15 protein-coding genes are annotated in these 19,929 nt (G+C 53.7%); 4 read left to right on the plus strand and 11 right to left on the minus strand.

The genetic code is table 11. The features are described 5' to 3' along the window. Nucleotides 1–41: 41 nt before the first annotated feature. The 3 genes from KNP72_RS07715 to adhE all read right to left on the minus strand — a co-directional run bounded on the left by KNP72_RS07715 (nucleotide 42) and on the right by adhE (nucleotide 4,980). Nucleotides 42–953 carry an alpha/beta hydrolase gene (locus KNP72_RS07715; RefSeq protein WP_214832735.1) on the minus strand — a complete coding sequence of 304 codons (912 nt, stop codon included), beginning with the start codon at nucleotides 951–953 and terminating at the stop codon, nucleotides 42–44. Nucleotides 954–1,056: 103 nt separating this feature from the next. After that, nucleotides 1,057–2,076 carry a zinc-binding metallopeptidase family protein gene (locus KNP72_RS07720; RefSeq protein WP_214832737.1) on the minus strand — a complete coding sequence of 340 codons (1,020 nt, stop codon included), beginning with the start codon at nucleotides 2,074–2,076 and terminating at the stop codon, nucleotides 1,057–1,059. 312 nt (nucleotides 2,077–2,388) lie between these two features. Then, a complete protein-coding gene (gene adhE, locus KNP72_RS07725; RefSeq protein ID WP_214832739.1) occupies nucleotides 2,389–4,980 on the minus strand; it encodes a bifunctional acetaldehyde-CoA/alcohol dehydrogenase in 2,592 nt (863 codons plus the stop codon). 385 nt (nucleotides 4,981–5,365) lie between these two features. Here adhE and KNP72_RS07730 point away from each other — a divergent pair, with 385 nt between their 5' ends. From KNP72_RS07730 to KNP72_RS07740, 3 genes are all read left to right on the plus strand, one after another. Continuing rightward, entirely contained in the window at nucleotides 5,366–5,812 is a 447-nt protein-coding gene (locus KNP72_RS07730) for a MarR family winged helix-turn-helix transcriptional regulator (RefSeq protein WP_138859482.1), read from the plus strand. Nucleotides 5,813–5,891: 79 nt separating this feature from the next. After that, on the plus strand, nucleotides 5,892–6,605 hold the full coding sequence (locus KNP72_RS07735; RefSeq protein ID WP_138859483.1) for a YebC/PmpR family DNA-binding transcriptional regulator: 714 nt from the start codon (nucleotides 5,892–5,894) through the stop codon (nucleotides 6,603–6,605). Between the two features lie 145 nt (nucleotides 6,606–6,750). Next, complete coding sequence (locus tag KNP72_RS07740) at nucleotides 6,751–8,070, plus strand: Na+/H+ antiporter family protein (RefSeq protein ID WP_214719677.1); 1,320 nt, start codon at nucleotides 6,751–6,753, stop codon at nucleotides 8,068–8,070. Nucleotides 8,071–8,219: 149 nt separating this feature from the next. Here the strand turns inward: KNP72_RS07740 and KNP72_RS07745 are convergent, their stop codons facing one another. From KNP72_RS07745 to KNP72_RS07765, 5 genes are all read right to left on the minus strand, one after another. Continuing rightward, nucleotides 8,220–9,671, minus strand: coding sequence for a glutamate synthase subunit beta (locus KNP72_RS07745; RefSeq protein ID WP_214832741.1), 1,452 nt, complete (start codon nucleotides 9,669–9,671; stop codon nucleotides 8,220–8,222). After that, nucleotides 9,668–14,107: a glutamate synthase large subunit gene (gene gltB, locus KNP72_RS07750; protein ID WP_214832743.1), complete on the minus strand. Its 4,440-nt coding sequence runs from the start codon at nucleotides 14,105–14,107 to the stop codon at nucleotides 9,668–9,670. Before gltB ends, KNP72_RS07745 begins: the two co-directional genes overlap by 4 nt. A gap of 280 nt (nucleotides 14,108–14,387) precedes the next feature. Beyond that, nucleotides 14,388–15,137, minus strand: a complete 750-nt coding sequence (locus KNP72_RS07755) for a TspO/MBR family protein (RefSeq protein ID WP_214719680.1) — start codon at nucleotides 15,135–15,137, stop codon at nucleotides 14,388–14,390. Nucleotides 15,138–15,355: 218 nt separating this feature from the next. After that, complete coding sequence (locus tag KNP72_RS07760; protein ID WP_214832745.1) at nucleotides 15,356–16,168, minus strand: aldo/keto reductase; 813 nt, start codon at nucleotides 16,166–16,168, stop codon at nucleotides 15,356–15,358. A 66-nt stretch (nucleotides 16,169–16,234) separates the two neighbouring features. Beyond that, a complete protein-coding gene (locus KNP72_RS07765) occupies nucleotides 16,235–17,032 on the minus strand; it encodes an ABC transporter permease subunit (RefSeq protein ID WP_214832747.1) in 798 nt (265 codons plus the stop codon). A 21-nt stretch (nucleotides 17,033–17,053) separates the two neighbouring features. Between KNP72_RS07765 and KNP72_RS07770 the strand changes: the two genes are divergently transcribed. After that, nucleotides 17,054–17,368 (plus strand): hypothetical protein, encoded by a 315-nt coding sequence (locus tag KNP72_RS07770; RefSeq protein WP_214832748.1) that lies wholly within the window; start codon nucleotides 17,054–17,056, stop codon nucleotides 17,366–17,368. 65 nt (nucleotides 17,369–17,433) lie between these two features. Here the strand turns inward: KNP72_RS07770 and KNP72_RS07775 are convergent, their stop codons facing one another. From KNP72_RS07775 to KNP72_RS07785, 3 genes are all read right to left on the minus strand, one after another. Then, nucleotides 17,434–18,552: an NAD(P)/FAD-dependent oxidoreductase gene (locus KNP72_RS07775; RefSeq protein WP_214719684.1), complete on the minus strand. Its 1,119-nt coding sequence runs from the start codon at nucleotides 18,550–18,552 to the stop codon at nucleotides 17,434–17,436. A 76-nt stretch (nucleotides 18,553–18,628) separates the two neighbouring features. Further along, the gene (locus tag KNP72_RS07780) at nucleotides 18,629–19,363 is read right to left on the minus strand and encodes a Bax inhibitor-1/YccA family protein (RefSeq protein WP_214719685.1); all 735 of its coding nucleotides are present in this window, start codon (nucleotides 19,361–19,363) and stop codon (nucleotides 18,629–18,631) included. Between the two features lie 26 nt (nucleotides 19,364–19,389). After that, entirely contained in the window at nucleotides 19,390–19,914 is a 525-nt protein-coding gene (locus tag KNP72_RS07785) for a type 1 glutamine amidotransferase domain-containing protein (protein ID WP_214719686.1), read from the minus strand. Between the last annotated feature and the right edge of the window lie 15 nt (nucleotides 19,915–19,929).

The raw sequence follows: 19,929 nt of genomic DNA on the forward strand, positions 1-19,929 counted from the left end.
ACATAAAAAACGGTCACTTAGTGACCGTTTTTGACAGTTCGTTATCGTTTCATCAACCAATCGTTCAATCGGCGAATGAGTTCGGGATGAAGCGGTGCCTCAATGGCGTTTCGATATTCCTTATGCAATGTGAGGAGCGCGTGCGGACTCGTCCGTTCGACGAGCAAGTGGTTCATGTTGTGGATGATGTGGCTGTCGATGTCCCCTTTCGTCCGAATCGAGTGGACATGCTCCGGCGGGACTTGGACATCGCGGTCACCGGTCAGGGCGAGCACCGGGACCCGCACATGTTCGAGTCGCTCGCGGACGTCATACGACGCATGCTCGCGAATCCATTTGGCGTTCACGACTTGGCCGCGGTACTTGAAGGCGGCGACGTTCGTCCGCAGCGACCGTTCGAGCAAATCGTCTTGGCGCTGGCGAATCTTCTTCGGGACGCCGGTCAATCGATAGAACACGCCCTTGAGTCCTTTCACCGAACCGACTTCAGTTGCGAGTGCGTCGGCTTGCAGCAAGAACATCTTCTTCGAGGAATCGTTGAATCCGGCAAGAAGAAGCAGTCCGGCCGCGTTCGTCTCGAGCTGGACCGCCGGGGCGATCACTGCCCCTTCGCTGTGACCAAGCACATACATGTCACCTGCGTCCGGCTCCTGTTTGATGGCGTTGACGACGGTGATCGCATCTGTAACCAAATCGTGCAGCCCGACTTTATTGAAATCACCGTCCGATTCACCGATGCCTTGTTTATCATAGCGGTAGACGTTGACACCCATCTCAAAGAGCGCCTCGGCCAACTTTTTATATGTGCCGAATTGGGATGGTCCAAGATTGCCGTCCCGGTCGCTCGGCCCACTCCCGCTGAGCAGGACGACCGTCTTACGGGGTTCGCCGTGGGTCATCCACGTACCGGCCAGTTGTCCATAATTCGTTGTCACGTTCAGTTGTCGTTCCATTGTATCGCCTCCCCTTTCATCATACCGAAGTATTTAAGAGAGGACGAGTGTTTATCCGTAAAGAAAAGACGTTCTTATTAGGAACGTCTCGGGGAAAATCGTTTCATTGAGTAATCAGCCACTGCTTCAGCCATTCAACTTGCTCTTCCATCACTTCATTGGATAGACGATCTAGATTATCGTATTCAGTATGCAAGTCATAAACCGCCAACCGCGAATCGCTCAGGACGGCTAGAGGTAAGTCAGCTTCTCCGTAGCTGTCCAGACTTGAACTGCCTAATATCGTCACATCAAGTGCTTCGAACGGTTCTGTCTCTAAAAAGGAGTGGCGTTTCATCCCAATCGTTCGAATGTAAAGTGGGTCGTCCCCCGTTCCCATGGCATCTAACTGCAGAATCGTCTTCAACGATGGTTGACGCTCTTTCAATTGAGCGAGATAGTCATCACTTGCCTCTTCTCCAAACCCACTACCATTTAAAAAAACGTAGCGGATTGTGGCATCGGTTTTCACACCGTCCCTCTTTTCTAATAAATGATAAAGGACGGAAGACCCACTAACGCTTGATAGGACATGATCCCCTTTCCACGAAGCGTCAAGGCGAGACATGATGACAATTTCTTCATCCCCTTCCCCTTGTTGTACATACTCTATATACGGTATTTCTTCGAGGTACGGTTCGATGACAATCATTTCGCCATCACGAAAAGCTTTGGCCGCCTCTCCATCGACTCCGGTACCCCCAATCGGTAATGTATAGGAAACAATCACGAAGCCGCTCTCATCCGGTTCATTTGGATGCGGTGTAATGACGTAACCGGCTGCCCCTGTTTCAGCGAGTTTACCTAAGTAACGGTTGCCCGCTTCATCATTATCGATGACCCCGTAATAATCTGACGTATAGGCCGTATGCGACTTTTCGAGAGAAGTGTCTGTCATCGGCAACACGATCACTTTGCCTTCTACTTGTTCGATGGGGTCATCCCAGTTCATATGTAAAAGTTCACCTTCGATCTCCTGTTCGAGCGCCATGCTCGAGTATCCTTCAAAATAATCGTCGCCTAGATAAATGTCCGTCCAATAAGTAGAGCGCTGGACGTAATGGACGATACTCTTCGCACTCACTTCTAGCTCTGTACCAAATGTGTCAAAAACTCAAAACTATCGTAACTATCTGCATCTCGATCTTGTGACGCAAAATATTCAGCCGTCTCATAAGGACTTGTTGATGAGAGCGGATTGAAATAAAGAAAAACGGTAAATAGTGCCGACAGTAAGCTGTACATAATTGTCATCTGCGTATCTCCATGAAAAAAAACTCATCAATAAATGGTTGTATTATCCTATTATATTAAGTTATCTGACAATTGTATATTTCTTTTTCACAAAAAACGGCCTCCCTCTGAATGAGGGAAACCGTTTTGATCGGTGCAAGACTTATACACCTTCGTATGCAGCGTACATGATCTCTTTCAATTCTTCGACGAGCGGCATTTTCGGATTGGCCGTCGTACATTGGTCTTCGAACGCGTCGACTGCCATCTTGTCGACTTTCGCGTCGAGCTCCGCTTTCTTGATGCCTTGGGCTTTGAACGAGAGTTTGATGTTCAAGCGCTGACCGAGCTCGATGACAGCTTGAATGAGTGACTCGACGCCTTCCTCAGTCGTGCTGGCTGGAAGTCCGAGGTAGCGCGCGATTTCTGCGTAACGCTCGTCGGCGATGAATGACTCATATTTCGGGAACGCCGCGAGTTTCGATGGGCGTGTCGCATTGTAGCGGATGACGTGCGGCATGAGGATCGCGTTCGTCCGTCCGTGTGGGACGTGGAACTCGCCACCGATTTTGTGTGCGATCGAGTGGTTGATACCGAGGAACGCGTTCGCGAACGCCATACCAGCCATTGTCGATGCGTTGTGGACTTTCTGACGCGCTTCGGCGTCACTTCCGTTCTCATACGCTTTCGGGAGGTAATCGAAGATCATCTTCATCGAACGAAGCGCGAGTCCGTCTGTATAATCGTTAGCCATGACTGAGACGTACGCTTCGATGGCGTGTGTCAACACGTCCATTCCTGTATCGGCCGTGATTGATGCTGGGACCGTCATGACGAACTCAGGGTCGACGATGGCGACGTCCGGTGTGATCGCGTAGTCAGCGATCGGGTATTTGACGTTGCGTTTCTTATCCGTGATGACCGTGAAGGGTGTCACTTCAGAACCCGTGCCTGATGTTGTCGGGATGGCGACGAACATCGACTTGTTACCGAGCGTCGGGAACTTGTACGTCCGCTTGCGGATATCCATGAATTTTTGGCGAAGGTTCGAGAACTTCTCTTCTGGGCGTTCGTAGAAGAGCCACATGCCTTTCGCGGCATCCATTGGTGATCCACCGCCGAGTGCGATAATCATATCTGGTTGGAAGTGACGCATCGCTTCGGCACCGCGCATGACCGTCTCAACTGACGGGTCTGGCTCGACTTGGTCGAAGATGCGGTACTCGATGCCAGCAGGCAAGTTTTTGACGACTTTATCGGCAAATCCGAGTTTGACCATCATTTCATCCGTGACGATCATCGCCCGTTTTTTCGATGTGAGCGATTGAAGGTACTGGACTGAGTTTTTCTCAAAGTAAATCTTTTCAGGGACTTTAAACCACTGCATATTCACGCGACGTCTCGCCACCTTTTTCACGTTGAGTAGATGTTTCGCCGTCACGTTCTCAGAGACGGAGTTTTTACCGTACGACCCACAACCGAGTGTGAGTGATGGTGTCATTTCGTTATAGAGGTCACCAATCCCACCGTGTGCCGTTGGCGAGTTGACGATGATGCGGCAAGCTTTCATCCGGAGTCCGAAGGCGAGGATGGCGTCGTCGTCAGTCGAGTGGATCGCTGCCGTATGTCCGAGACCACCGATTTCGAGCATCTTCTCTGCGATGGCAAATCCTTCTTCACGCGATTGGACTTTATAAGCACCGAGCACCGGGCTGAGTTTCTCGTGTGAGAGCAACTCTGTCGCACCGACCGTCTCGAGTTCGGCGATCAAGATTTTTGTATCGGCCGGGACTGTGAGTCCAGCTCGTTCGGCGATCCAGGCTGCCGGCTTCCCGACGATTTCCGGGTTGACCGCACAAGAGTCTGTTTTGATAACGAGTGTCTCGAGTTTCGCTTTCTCTTCTGGTGAGCAGAAGTAGCAACCGAGCGCCGTCATTTCCGCTTTCACTTCTTCATACACTTCTTGGTCGACGATAATTGCTTGTTCAGATGCACAGATCATGCCGTTATCGAACGTTTTCGACAAGATGACGTCCGAGATGGCACGTTTCACTTTTGCTGTTTTGTCGATGTAGGCCGGAACGTTACCAGGACCGACGCCAAGGGCTGGTTTACCAGTCGAGTAGGCTGATTTGACCATCGCCGCTCCACCAGTTGCGAGGACCATGGCAACACCTGGGTGATTCATGAGCGCTTTCGTCGCGTCGAGTGACGGTTTTTCGACCCATTGAATCAAGTGTTCCGGAGCTCCCGCTTCGATGGCTGCGTCACGAAGGATCCGTGCCGCTTCACTTGAACACTGTTGTGCCGACGGGTGGAAACCGAAGATGATCGGGTTACGTGTTTTGATGGCGATGATTGCTTTGAACATCGTCGTTGATGTCGGGTTCGTGACCGGTGTGACCCCGGCGACGACTCCGACTGGTTCCGCGATGTACGTGATACCGTTTTGCTCATCGTCCTCGATGACGCCGACCGTCTTCTCGCCACGGAGTGAGTTATAAATATATTCTGTCGCAAAGATGTTTTTGATCATTTTATCTTCAAACACACCGCGACCGGTTTCTTCATATGCATGTTTCGCGAGGGCGACGTGTTGTTCGAGACCTGCGAGCGCCATCGCTTGAACGATTGCATCGATTTTCTCTTGGTCGAACGTCATCAATGTCTCAAGCGCCGTGTGGGCTCTAGTGACGAGCGTGTCGACCATCTGTTCTGCTGATGTTTCTACTACTGCTTTCTCTTTAACTGCCATGTTGGTTTCCTCCTCATGAATGAGAGCTTATACTGTTGACTTGATGGAGAGCACGGGGCAATCAATTGGTTCGAGAAGAGTTTGTGCTTTCCTTCACATTCATAGAATACAACGTTTCTCGCATTTTGTGCGTGACAACAATGTGAACTCTTTCACAATATTTTTCAGGGGAATGAGGATAGGGCTTGCTTTTTCATATGTCGCTCAGTAAAATCGAATGCGTTTTCATGAAAATAAAGTATATGCGATATGAAAACGCTTACATACGTTGTGTCCATGATGGGCGAATGCGCTGTGCAAAATGTCACGGGATGAGGATTGGTCGTCCACCCTGCGCTCGGTCGTGTATAATGAAGAAAGAACCTAATTAGGAAGTGACATGATTATGCCGAGACAAGACGCAGCCGATCAGTTCGTGAAACTGATCCCATTTATTCGCCGGAAGTTGTTACGTCGTTCCGACCTTCCGCAAATCCCAAACTTAAACTTTTCCCACTTTCATCTCCTCATGTTGATTGAAGATGAAGGCGCGGTCACGAACGGACACATCAGTGAGACGTTATCGATTGCCCCGCCGAACGTGACGCCGCTCATCACGAAGCTCGTCGATGAGGGCTACATCACCCGCGTCCCGGACGAACGCGATCGCCGCGTCATCTGGAATCAACTGACCGAAAAGGGCGAACTCGTCCTCCGCGAGCGTCGCGATTCGTTCCGTCGCCTGTTCGAGGACCGTCTCGCGTTTCTGAACGAGGAAGAGACGGACCGCCTGATCGACAGTTTGAAGACGTTGACGGAGATCGTCGAGAAGATGGATAAAAGCGAGGGATGATTTTTGCTCGTCAACATCCACGTCTTCTTATATAATCGAGGATGAATCAATCGAACAATGGAAAGAGAGATGACATGTAATGGGTCGTAAATGGAACAACATTAAAGAGAAAAAGGCGTCAAAAGACGCCAATACGAGTCGCATCTATGCGAAGTTCGGCCGTGAAATCTACGTAGTCGCCCGTCAAGGGGAACCAGATCCAGAATCAAACCAAGCACTCAAGTTCGTCGTCGAACGAGCGAAAACGTACAACGTCCCGCGCGCAATCATCGACCGTGCTATCGACAAAGCGAAGGGCGGCGACGAAGAGAACTTCGACGAGCTCCGCTATGAAGGATTCGGACCGAACGGCTCGATGCTCATCGTCGACACGCTCACGAACAACGTCAACCGGACGGCGTCTGAAGTCCGCGCCGCTTTCGGTAAAAACGGCGGCAACATGGGTGTCAGCGGGTCGGTCGCTTACATGTTCGACGCGACGGCCGTCATCGGTGTCAACGGCATGTCTGCCGACGATGTACTCGAACTCATGATGGAGCACGACCTCGACGTCCGTGATGTCATCGAAGAAGATGAGACGGTGATCGTCTATGCGGAACCAGAAGCGTTCCATGCCGTCCAGACTGCCTTCAAAGCAGCAGGCATCGAGACGTTTGAAGTCGCCGAGTTGACGATGCTGCCCCAAAACGAGATTACCCTCGACGACGAGTCGAAAGAACAGTTTGAAAAATTACTCGACGTCCTCGAAGACCTCGAAGACGTGCGCCAGGTATACCATAACGTTGAAGGATGACGAACGAGCGATAACTTTTCGGAGTTATCGCTTTTTTTGAACAATCGATTTGACAACCCGAAACACGTATGTTAAATTTCAAAAGTCTTTATCATATTAAAGTGATAACAAGAGAAAGAGTTTTGAATGAAAGGTGTTGGAAATGATGAATGCTGTCTTATTAGCTGTTATCGTATTATTCGCGCTCGCGATCAGTCGCGTGCACATCGTCTTGTCACTCATCCTTGCCGCCGTCGTCGGTGGTCTAGTCGGAGGTCTCGGATTCAATGAGACGTTGACCGCCTTCAGTGACGGGCTCGGCGGAGGTGCGACAATCGCCCTCAGTTACGCGTTGCTCGGCGCCTTCGCCGTCGGTCTATCAAAAACTGGACTCCCAGACATCCTGGCTGAAAAGTTAATCAGCATGTCAGGACGCGACGTCACTGGCAAAAGTGTGACACGGGTCAAGGCGCTATTGCTATCGTTCTTATTACTTCTAGCGATAAGTTCACAAAACGCGCTACCGATTCACATCGCGTTCATCCCGATCGTCATCCCGCCGCTCCTCGTGCTGTTTAACGAGTTGAAGCTCGACCGCCGGCTCGTGGCGACGATTCTCACATTCGGTCTCGTCACCCCGTACATGTTACTCCCGGTCGGATTCGGTGGCATTTACTTGAACGAGATTTTGCTGCCGAACGTGGAAACGAACGGCATGACCGTCGGTGATGTCAACATCGTCAGCATCATGGCCATCCCGGCGCTCGGAATGCTCGTCGGTCTCATCACTGCCTTCTTCCACTATCGGAAGCCGCGTTCGTATGAGACGATTCAACTCGGACCAAGCGACTATGAGGTCCGGACGTTGAGCCCGCTCAAGATTTGGCTCACGGCCGCTGTCATCCTCGTCGTGCTCGTCGTACAGCTTCAAACCGAGTCGATGATCGCCTCGGCCGTCACAGGACTCATCTTGTTGACGTTGCTTCGCCTCATCCCTTGGTCAGAGGCCGATGACATCTTCACGAGCGGCATGCGCATGATGGCTTTTATCGGTTTCGTCATGATCGCAGCGAGCGGTTTCGCCGCCGTCATTCGCGCGACCGGTGCCATCGAACCGCTCGTCAGTGGTGCGAGCGGCATTATGGGTGACTCACAATTCGTGGCCGCACTCGTCATGCTCCTCGTCGGACTCGTCATCACGCTCGGCATCGGTTCGAGTTTCTCGACGGTTCCGATTATCGCAGCCATCTTCGTCCCGCTCTGCATCCAATACGGTTTCTCGGTCGAGGCGACAATCGCCATCATCGGGACGGCCGGTGCACTCGGTGACGCCGGTAGCCCGGCGAGTGACTCGACACTCGGACCAACGAGCGGCTTGAACGCCGACGGTCAACACGATCACTTGCGTGAGACGGTGTGGCCGACGTTCCTCCACTACAATATCCCGCTCATCATCTTCGGCTTGATTGCCGCCATGGTACTGTAATCACTTCCGATTGCGCCGAGCGTAAATCGTGCCGAGCAAGACGAGCACGAGTAAGAACCAAATCCCGGTATACATGAGGATCTCGATAATCATTGCTAATTCCTCCTAAATGTCCATGTAAAAAGGAGCGACGAAATCGTCGCTCCTTTTTATGATGAAGTTTTTAGCTGTTGTTGACAAGTGTTCAAGTATCCGTCGACGGTATCCGCGACTTCGCGGCCTTCCCGGATTGCCCAAACAATCAAGCTTTGTCCCCGTCTCGCATCCCCTGCGACAAACACACCCTCGACGTTCGACGTATAGTCATGGTTCGCCTCGATGCCGACTTTCCGGAGTTCACGCTCCGGTCGTTCGAATCCGATGGCGACAAGCACGAGATCGGCTGGATACGTCTCGACCGAACCGTCGACGACGAAGAACGTCGCCTTTCCGTCCGGTTTGACGATTTTCTCCATCCGCTCCGTCTCAATCCCGACGACCCGGTCCCCTTGTTTGATGACCCGGTTCGAGCGAATCAAATATGTGCGCGGGTCACGGTCGAAGTGTTCGATTGCTTCCGCATAGGCGTAATCGGTCGATAACGTGTCCGGTTGGAGCGGCCATGGCTTCTCCGGCGCCCGGAACATGCCTTTCTCCGGATGCTTCCCGAACTGCGTCACCGACTTGGCTCCTTGACGGATCGCCGTCGCCACACAGTCCGCGCCCGTGTCCCCGCCACCGATGACGATGACGTCTTTCCCGTTGGCGTCGAATCGAGCGTCGAGCGATTTCCCGCCGAGCGAACGCGTCGACTCGGTCAAATAATCCATCGCCGGCTCGACGCCTGTGGCATCATCCCCATCGATGCCGAGCGTACGCTGTTTTTGAGCTCCCGTGGCGAGAATGACGGCATCGTACGTGTGACGAAGTGACTCGATGGTCACATCGGTCCCGACGTTCACGCCCGTTCTGAAGCGAATCCCCTCCGCCTCAAGCAGACGTACACGACGTCGGACGACATCTTTCTCGAGCTTCATATTCGGGATGCCATAGAACAACAGGCCACCCGCCTCATCCGCTTTCTCATAAATCGTGACCGCATGGCCGAGCTGATTCAACTGATCGGCCGCTGCGAGCCCGGCCGGCCCGCTGCCGATGATGGCGACACGGCGTCCGGTCCGCTTCACGACGTGACGAGGTTTGACCCAGCCTTCCTCGAAGGCGCGGTCGATAATCGTCCGCTCAATCGATTTGATGGCGACCGGGTCTTCGCTGATACCGAGCGTACAAGATCCTTCACACGGCGCCGGACAGACACGACCCGTGAACTCCGGGAAGTTATTCGTCTCCATCAACCGTTCATAGGCTCGATACCAGTCCTGATCCGTTACGAGCTTGTTCCACTCCGGAATCAAATTGTGAATCGGGCAACCGATCGTCTCTTGTCCAATCATATCCCCGACGTGACAGAACGGGGTGCCGCAATCCATGCAGCGCTCGGCTTGTTTGACGATTGGTCCGTCTTCCATGCGGGAAGCGTATTCTTTATAATCATGAACCCGTTCGACGACTGAGCGCTCCGGCAATGTCTGTCGTGGGATATCGATAAATTTATGTCTCATACTCCCCCTCCTTCAGTCACGACACGGAATAGTTCGAGGGCGCGGTCGGCGTCACTCAATTCCGGACGCGTCGCCTCGATGTGACGCATGACGTCAAGCACGTTCGCATAGTCACGCGGCACGATTTTGACGAAGCGTTTGCGTTCTTGCTCGAACGCCTCGAGCACAGCTCTCGCTTTGACACTGTCCGTATGGAACTGGTGCATCTCGAGCAGTGCATAAATTTGTTCGGCATCCTCGTCGGTCAACTCACGGTCGACCGAGACGAGTTCTTGGTTGACGAGCTGTTCGTACGCTTGGTCCCCGTACAGATAGGCGACCCCGCCCGACATCCCGGCACCGAAGTTACGCCCGATATCCCCGAGGACGACGACCGTGCCACCGGTCATATACTCACAGCCATGGTCGCCGACGCCTTCAGTCACGGCGACGGCACCGGAGTTCCGGACGGCAAACCGTTCTCCGACATGACCGTTGAAGAACGCCATCCCTGATGTCGCGCCATACAGGCAGACGTTACCGGCGATGACTTGTTCACTCTCTTCGAACGGGGCATGTTTCTCTGCGATGATGGCGAGCTTTCCACCGCTCAGGCCTTTGCCGACATAATCGTTGGCGTCACCGATGACCGAGATGGTGATCCCGTTCGGCAAGAAGGCGCCGAGGCTTTGTCCGGCCGAACCGCTGAGACGGAGTGAAATCGTGTCCTCGGCGAGTCCGACGTTGCCATGCACTTTCGTCACTTCATGGCCGAGCATCGTTCCGACGGCGCGGTCCGTATTGCGGACGCGCCCGACGAAGAACGTCGGTTGGAGCGATTTGATGGAACGGGAGACGGCCGGAATCAATTTGCGATGATCATAAGACTGATAGGCCGGATGGGCCAATTCCTCTTTCTCCGGCAAAGCCGTCGGAATCGACAGCATCGGCGTCAAGTCGAGCGTTTTCGCTTTCGGATGAGCTTGTTTCCAGGCACTCTCCTCCAACAAGTCCGTCCGCCCGATGACGTCACGAAGCGAGGTCGCTCCGAGCGAGGCTAAAATCTCCCGTACTTCCTCGGCGAGGAACGTCATCAAGTTGACGACATGTTCGGGCTTGCCCATGAACTTCGCACGCAACGCCGGGTCTTGGGTCGCGACACCGACCGGGCACGTATCGAGGTGACACGCCCGCATCATGATGCAACCGAGCACGACGAGCGGTGCCGTCGCGAACGCGTATTCCTCGGCCCCGAAGATGGCGGCGAGGACGATATCGCGCCCGGTCATGAGTTTGCCGTCAGTCTCGAGCGTGACGCGACCCCGGAGCCCGTTTAACGCGAGCGTCTGGTGCGTCTCGAGCAGACCGAGCTCCCACGGGAGTCCCGTATGCTTGATTGACGTCCGCGGCGACGCCCCGGTCCCACCGTCGTAGCCGCTGATGACGATCGTATCGGCGTTCGCCTTGGCGACACCGGCCGCGATTGTCCCGACGCCTGACTTCGAGACGAGCTTGACGCTGATTTTCGCGTTCGGATTGACATGCTTCAAATCGAAGATGAGTTGCGCCAAATCTTCAATCGAATAGATGTCGTGGTGCGGTGGAGGCGAGATGAGTCCGACGCCTGGGACGGAGCCGCGCACTTCGGCGACCCATGGGTAAACTTTGTTACCCGGCAGTTGTCCGCCCTCACCCGGTTTCGCCCCTTGCGCCATCTTGATTTGAATCTCATCGGCGTGATACAAGTACTCGGCCGTCACGCCGAAACGTCCACTCGCGACTTGCTTGATACGACTGACGCGTTCACTGCCGTCCTCATCAGGGGTGAATCGCTTCCGGTCTTCACCGCCTTCTCCGGAGTTGCTCTTGCCACCGATTCGGTTCATGGCGATGGCAAGCGTCTCATGGGCCTCTTTCGATAGAGAACCGAACGACATCGCTCCCGTCTTGAACCGACTGACGATTGATGCGACCGACTCGACCTCGTCGAGTGGAATTGCATCCTGTTGTTTAAAGGAGAACAATTGGCGCAAGAATTGACCTGACGACTCATGGAGCTTGACGTAGGCATCGTAATACCGGCGCTCGTTCTCGCGGCAGGCTCGTTGCAAGAGGTGAATCGTCTTCGGATTGAAGGCGTGTTCTTCCCCATCGGCGCGCCACTGGAAGTCGGTCCCGGCCTCGAGTGGTCGTTCGTGTTTATAGGCGGATTCGTGCTGCCGGCGCGACTCGTCTTCAAGTTCGGTGAAACCGACACCGGACAACTGTGACGTCGTACCGCGGAAGTGACGCTCAATCAAGGCGCGGTCGATGCCGACCGCCTCGAAGATTTGGGCGCCACGGTAACTTTGGACGGTAGAGATGCCCATCTTCGACATGATTTTGACGATGCCGTCGACAGAGGCCGTCTGATAGCGGCGGACCGCCTCGTCGAACGAGTAGGACAGCTGGCCCGCCTCGACCGCCTCGGCGATGGTCGCATAGGCGAGATATGGGTAGACGGCGTCGGCGCCGTAACCGATTAAGGCGGCAGCTTGATGGACTTCACGAACTTCGCCGCTCTCGGCGACGAGACTGCATGATGCCCGTAGATTGACGCGAATCAAATGTTGGTGGACGGCGCTCAATACGAGAAGCGCCGGCATGGCGAGCATATTTTCGTTCATGTTGCGGTCCGACAAGACGATGACGTCGACGCCGTCACGGATCAGACCGTCGACTCGCTCGAACAGCGTCTTTAGCGAAGCTTCCAAATCGTACGCATATGACGTATCGACCCGCTCGACGCGTAGTGTCTCGTTCACTTTCTCGAGCGCGGCCGCATCGAGGAACGGATGCTTGAGCCAGACACGACGGGCGTGACCTCGCCCGGTATGGACCGGGTTCGCTTGTGGCCCGAGCCATGTGAATGTCGCAGTGACAATTTTCTCACGCAACGCATCGATCGGCGGGTTCGTAACTTGGGCGAAGTGCTGTTTGAAGTAATGGAACAAAGAACGTGGCCGCTCGGATAACACCGCGACCGGTTGGTCATGTCCCATCGACCCGATTGGATCTTTTTTCTCGAGGATGAGCGGGACGAGATATTGTTCAATGTCCTCTTTCGTGTATCCGAACGCACGCTGCTTCCGATGCAGGTCGGCGACGAACGGCTCGTCGACCGGTCCATCGCTGAGCTCGGTCATCTGCTTCAACCATTTGCCGTACGGCTCGGCCCGTGCAATCGTCTGTTTGATTTCCGCGTCCGGGATGAGTCGTTTCGACTCCAAGTCGATTAACAACAGTTGCCCGGGACGAAGTCGTTGCTTCGACTTCACGTTCTCGGCTTGAACCGGGATGACGCCGCTCTCTGACGATAAAATGAGCTCGCCATCGAGCGTCTCGATATAGCGCATCGGCCGCAGTCCGTTCCGATCCAAGATGGCACCGATTTGACGGCCGTCCGTGAAGACGACACCAGTCGGTCCATCCCAAGGCTCCATGATCGACGAATGATATTGATAGAAGTCTTTTTTGAACGGGTCTATTTTCACTTCCGCGAACGGCTCAGGGATGAGCATCATCGCCGTATGGGCGATGGAACGCCCGGTCCGGGTGAAGAACTCGAAAGCGTTGTCGAGCATCGACGAGTCACTCCCCGTCTCTTGGAGGACCGGGAACAGCTGATTCACATCCTCGAACAAATCGGTCGAGGTCACGCCTTCGCGGGCCCGCATCGCATCGATGTTGCCACGGAGCGTATTGATTTCCCCGTTATGGACAATCATGCGGTTCGGATGCGCCCGTTCCCATGACGGGAACGTGTTCGTCGAGAAGCGGGAATGGACGATGCCGAACGTGCTCTTAAAGGACGGCGCCTGCAAATCGAGATAGAAGCGCTCGATTTGTTCCGGCGTGAGCATCCCCTTATAGACGATCGTCTTTGTCGACAAGCTCGGCATGTACAGGTTCAACGCTTCGGTCTTTTCAATCATCCGCCGGAGCTGATAGAGCGTCCGCTCGTTCGAGTCATAGTCCGCGAACGGGCACGAGACGAACCATTGATAGATGGTCGGCTGTGTCACGCGGGCATGTTCACCAATCGCATGTGGATTGACCGGGACTTCGCGCCAGGCGATGGTCGCAAAATCGAATTCGTCGGCGATTGCTTCCATCTGACGTTGCTTGTCCCGAAGTCTCGACTCATCCGGTTGGAAAAAGACCATTCCGACTGCATAGCGACCTGGCGTCGGCAAATTCATCGTCTCCAGGAACAGTTCGTGCGGCAGCTCGGTCATGATGCCCGCGCCGTCTCCCGCATCGATGACCCCTTGTCCGCCACGATGTTCTAGCTTGCAGAGCATCGACAGCGATTTACTAACGATGTCATGTTTTTTCTCTCCATTTAGGTTGACATATAGCCCAATGCCACATGCGTCTTTTTCGAATCGTGAATCGTACAAGCCTGTTCGCTTCATCGAATCAACCCCTCTCTCTCGATCTTGTTTCGTAAATTTTATTTTGTTCTAAATATTCTGATAAATCAAGTGGGTTGTATACTATTCTGCATAACACAAATCGTCAAAGTCATAATTGAAAGCGGATTCATTAGCTTTATCAAGCTATTTATGAAAACCACTTATAATCTATAAAGAATAATTATCCATCAAATATATTAGTATATAGGTTCAAAAGAACTTAAATATGCACAAGAAAAAGCGATAACCAAATTAGGCTACCGCTTCAACTTCAACCAACTTATTCGACCATCTTGCGAGAATGGTGTAAAAATGCCCGTGGCTTCTTCCAAATGATCAAGCCTACATAACCGAGCGTGAGCAAAATCAAGGCACTGACGAGGACGACGTAAAGCGTTGCTTCCTCGATTCGCGCGAAGATGGCGATGTACGCCCAGACGAAGACGAGCGGATAGATGAAGTCACGATGCCACCACATGAAGACGAGTGCTAGGACGACCCCGACCATGAGCATGAGCGACGTCCAAGCAAGCTCGTCGAGTCCGAGCACGGTTGTGACCCGCTCTCGATTCATGACGACGAACACGTTGACGATCGTCGCGACGGACACCCAGCCGATATATATCGAGAATGGGAACCGGTCGAGCCAGCTCGTCGACGTCCGGAAGGCGATGTAATAGAGCCAAGCGAGCGTCGCCAAGAACGCGACCATGACGACGAGCGAGGCGATGAACCACTCGTTCGTAAACGTGAGCAACCAAAGGCCGTTCAAGATACACGAGACGAGAAAGCCCGCTTTCATCCGATTCGCCTGCCGGTTCGCGACCGACCCTTTCTTCAATTGCAAGACGAGCCAGACGGCGAGCGCGACATAAATCACGCCCCAAATCGAGAACGCATAGCCGGCCGGTTTGAAGTAAATATCGATGCGGTCCGACACAGCAGCGTTTTCACCGCTCGCGAAGTAGTTGATGACGACCGTCGCCAAAAATGCCAGCCAGTTGATTAATGGCCATTTTGATAAGTCCATAAGTAGGATCCTCCGAAGAAGACCTGACACCTCCTTTATTAGCATAGTTTTCTATACCCATGTGCCAACGCTCATACACATCCGGACTAGCTCTAGGAAGAATCGCTAATTACACAATAAAACGACCCCGATCTCAACCGGAGTCGTTTCAAAGAAGCGGCAGTGTCACCGCATTCGGGATCGCCCATCTGAGTTCATGGACAAAAGGCATCAATTGTTTAAAAGTCGATCTCGTCCGGATCTGGACCGAGACGGTCATGGGTCGCCACGGCATCGATTTTCGCCAAATCGTCCGCGTCGAGCGCGAAGTCGAACACATCGAAGTTCTCTTGAATCCGGTGCGGCGTGACCGATTTCGGAAGCGCGACGTTCCCCGTGTCCAAATGCCAGCGAAGCACGACTTGGGCCGGCGTCTTCCCATGTTTCTCAGCAATCTCGGCAAAGGCCGGGATATCGAGGAACTTCCCTTGCATGAGCGGGCTCCATGCCTCGACTTGGATGCCCTCGTCTTGGCAATATTCGACGACATCCGGTTGCGGGAGTTGCGGATGGAGCTCGATTTGGTTGATGAGCGGCGTCATCAGGCCTTCCTGTTTCAACGTCTCGAGATGATGCTCTTTGAAGTTCGACACGCCAATCGCCTTGATTTTACCGGCCTCATAGAGGTCAATCAAATCTTTCCATGCCTCGACGAACCCGTCGACTGGCCAGTGGAGCAGACAGAGATCTAAATAGTCAGTCTCGAGTCGAGCGAGTGATTCGTCAAACGCCTCTTTCGTCCGACGCTGGCGAATGTCTTCGTTCCAAATCTTCGACGTCAAAAAGATATCTTCACGAGCGACGCCTGATGTTTGAATCCCTTTGGCGACACCCTCTTCATTCTTATAGACGGCTGCCGTATCTATATGGCGATATCCGACTTTGAGTGCCTCGGCGACGGCCTGTGGCGCCTCCGTCTCGTTATCAACTTGCCATACCCCAAAGCCGATCATTGGAATTTTAACACCGTTGCGTAACGTTGCGAGTTGCATACAATCATTCCCCTTTCCAATCTGTTCGAGCTGATTGTATCATACCCGTCATTCTATTTCGAAAAACTAAATCGTCAAATCTTTTCGTGTGAAGCGTCCATAAGATAGGAGCACGCTGACGACGAGAATCCCCGCCAACAAGAAGAAAGAACGAAGCGTGGAATCCCCTTGGATTTGTGCGTTGGCGTCAAACAACGAGAATATCGACAGCGCATTCAACCAGTCGAGTTGGTCACTAAATCCTGAGAACACATTCGCCATCAAGAAGAGGGCGAATATGCCTCCCGTGACCATATACGACCGTGAGCTGTCGTCGAACAGGCTCGCGAGCACATAAGCGAGCGTCCCAAGCACGAGCAGCAGCAGACCCGCGTTTAACTGCAACGTCCACAATAAGCCAAGGTCAATCTGTAAATCAAACAAGACGTTGGCGAGCATCAGGCTGAGCCCGTTCAGTCCGACGAGCAAGGCTGACGCCATCAAGAGTACGACCAGACTGGCCGTCACGTAACCGCCACGCGAAATCGGTGCGGCCAAATAGAGCATGACCTCGCCTGAGTCCACCGGTTTGGCCATGAGCCGTGAGGCGAATGTGAGTGCGAACAGAATCGCCAACACGTAAAAGATGAGCCCATAGTAATTGCCGGCCAACAAGTTCATGACGTTGTCCATCGCCAAATTCGGATCGATTTTGAACACATCGAGTAGCTCAGGTGGCAACGAATCCAGTTTGCCTTCAATCAGCCCCGTCTCTTGGATGGACGGGAACACCGCCGCCAAAAAGAACAAAGAGAGACTCGTCCCGAGCGAGTATCCAAAAATCCAGCTCCGGTTTTGTTTGAACAGTGCCGCGATGAGAACCATTTAGTTCGCCTCCCCGTAATATTGCATGAACAGATGCTCAAGCTCGTCGGTGCCGCTCGACAACGATTGGACCTCGAAACGAGCGAGTCGATGAATCAAGCGGACGCCTCATGGCAACAGTTGGCCGGGCGGGGCTACGCCGCATTCCGGCAATTGATTGAATATGGGAAGACGAGCGGGGCCATCGACCCGGAGCTGTCGACCGATTCGTATTTACGGTACGTGCAACTCGTGCAACAAGCGATTTTATCTGACCCGGGCCTGTTCACGTCACCGATAAGCGAATCGATGCAAGACTATTTCCGATTTTTCTTGCACGGCATCATTCGGAAATAACTAAAAAGTCGCCTTCCCCTTCTTTTGTGTATAGCAAGGGGGAGGCGACTTTTTATATTTCGTTGTTATTTATCATTCGTTCTAAACACCGATTCCTTGATTGGATAAAGCGACAGGTCGAGCTCGCAATCTCCTGTCAGAACGAGGTCTGCGAGCACTTTCCCGATGAACGGACCGACCGTCAAGCCGGACGAGCCGAGACCGTTCGCGACGAGCAACTGCTCCGCTCCCGGTACGCGTCCGAGAATCGGAATCGAGTTCGGGGTGACCGGGCGAAAGCCGACCCGCGTCTCAATCAGTTCAGCCTCAGCGAGTCCCGGAGCCGATTCTAGCCCTTTCGAGAGCACTTCATGAATTCCGATTGCCGTCGGCCGTGCGTCGAACGCCTTGTCACGCTCATGCGTCGAGCCGATGACGATTCGTCCTTCTTCAAATCCGAGCAAATAGCGGCGCCGCGGCGGCATGACGACCGGCCAGTCGGAAGCATCCGTGTCCGGCAGCTGGACGTGCACGATTTGCGCTTTTTCGCCGGCGACACGGGCCGTATAGCCGATCGGCTCCATCAACTCGGGCAACCACGCCCCACAGGCGAGCACGATCTCATCCGCCTCAAAGCGGACACCGTCGCACTCGACATGATAGCCGTCCGCTTCGACGAGGACGGCCGAACCGTCAACCAAGGTCACGCCACGCTTCACGGCGACCCGTTCGAGGGCAGCTCGCAATTTCTCTCCATCGACACGAGCCCCGCCTTCGACAAGGAGGGCGTCATATTCGTCCGAGAGCGGTGGAAATAGCGCTCTCGCCTCTTCCGCTGTCATCCGGGTCAACTCCCCGATTTCTGGTGCTTCTTCCCGGCGCAGCGCCGTCCGTTCTTGCATCTCGTTCAATTTCTTGTCTTCATGCAAGGCGAGCGTCCCGACTCGTTTATAGCCGGTCTCGGTCTCTCCTTCTCGTTTCAAGTCATCGACGACCGTCGCATAGTAGTGAGCGCCGCCTTTGGCGAGCGCGTACCATGCCTTATTGCGACGCTGGGCGATCCATGGGCAGACGATTCCTGCTGCCGCGTCGGTCGCACGGCCCTTTTCTTTCCGGTCGATGACGGTGACGTCGGCTTTCCCCGCCAAATGATACGCGGTCGAGATGCCGACGATTCCTGATCCAATCACAATCACTTTTTTCATAACAGTTGCGCCCTCATCGGTTCGATGACGGCTTCACATCCTTTCTTAAAAAAATCACCGGCCCGAGGGCCGATGATCAGTCGCGCATGGCGAGGCGATAGAGTAAATCGAGTAGTTCAATGTAGAGCCAGATGAGCGTCACAATCAAACCGAACGCTGCCACCCATTCGAGCTCTTTCGGAGCCCGGCTCTCGACTTGACGCGCGATGTAATCGAAATCGAGTACGAGCGCGAGCGAGGCGATGATGACGATCACAAACTGCACACCGATCGCAAGCGGTGATGAGCCCGTCATGAACGGGAGCCCTGAACCGAAGAAACTCATCCCGATTTGGACGAGATAGAGCAACATGACCGTAAAGATTGCGGCCGTGACGCCGGCACGGAACTTTTGCGTCACTTTGACGAGACCCGTCGAGTAGACGAACCACATCGCGAACGCGACGATGAACGTCGTCAACACGGCACGGCCAACGATGCCCGGAAGCATCGCTTCGAAGAAGTACGAAATCAACCCGACGAACACACCTTCGACGATACCATACAATGGCGCAACGACCGGTGCCGTTCTCGGTTTGAACGTGATGACGAGTGCTAACACCAAACCAAGGATGAGTGAGCCGATCATGAGCGGGAACAACAACGCCTCCCCGATTGTCGGCACGAGCATCCACGTCGTCCCGGCGGCTGCCGTGACGAGCAAGAGTAGTGTGAACACTTTCGACCACGTGCCGGCTTTCGTCATCGGCGTGGTGCTATAAGCTGTTGTCTCCATCGATTTACGGAGAACTGGATTCGATTTAAGTCTCAACTGTCGTTAACCCCTTTATTCTATTTTCAGTGTTTAGCCATGACCTTGATGAATTCGCGCATATAGTCAGGCAGGTCAGGCGGACGGCGGCTCGAGACGATATGACCGTCGACGACGACCGGCTCATCATGCCAAATCGCACCCGCGTTTTCCATATCATCTTTAATGCCCGGCGTGCTCGTGACGTTGACACCATCGAGAATCTTCGCTGAAATCAACACCCATCCGGCGTGACAGATTTGACCGATTGGCCGCTTCTCGTCATGCATAAAGCGGACGAAGCCTTTCACCGAATCGAATCGGCGCAACAAGTCTGGTGACCAGCCACCCGGGACGAGGATAGCGTCGTACGATGAGATGTCGACGTCATCGAACGCAATGTCCGATTTGGCCGGAACGCCGTATTTGCCGATATAAGCATGATCCGCCTTTTCACCGGCCAGGATGACGTTTGCGCCTTCCTCGCGTAACCGATGGACCGGATACCATAATTCTAAATCTTCGAAGTCGTCGCTGACGATTTGCAGGACGTTTTTACCTTGTAATTGCATCGAATCCCTCCCTTT

It is taken from the genome of Exiguobacterium sp. s152, from assembly GCF_018618335.1.
Classification (GTDB): domain Bacteria; phylum Bacillota; class Bacilli; order Exiguobacteriales; family Exiguobacteriaceae; genus Exiguobacterium; species Exiguobacterium chiriqhucha.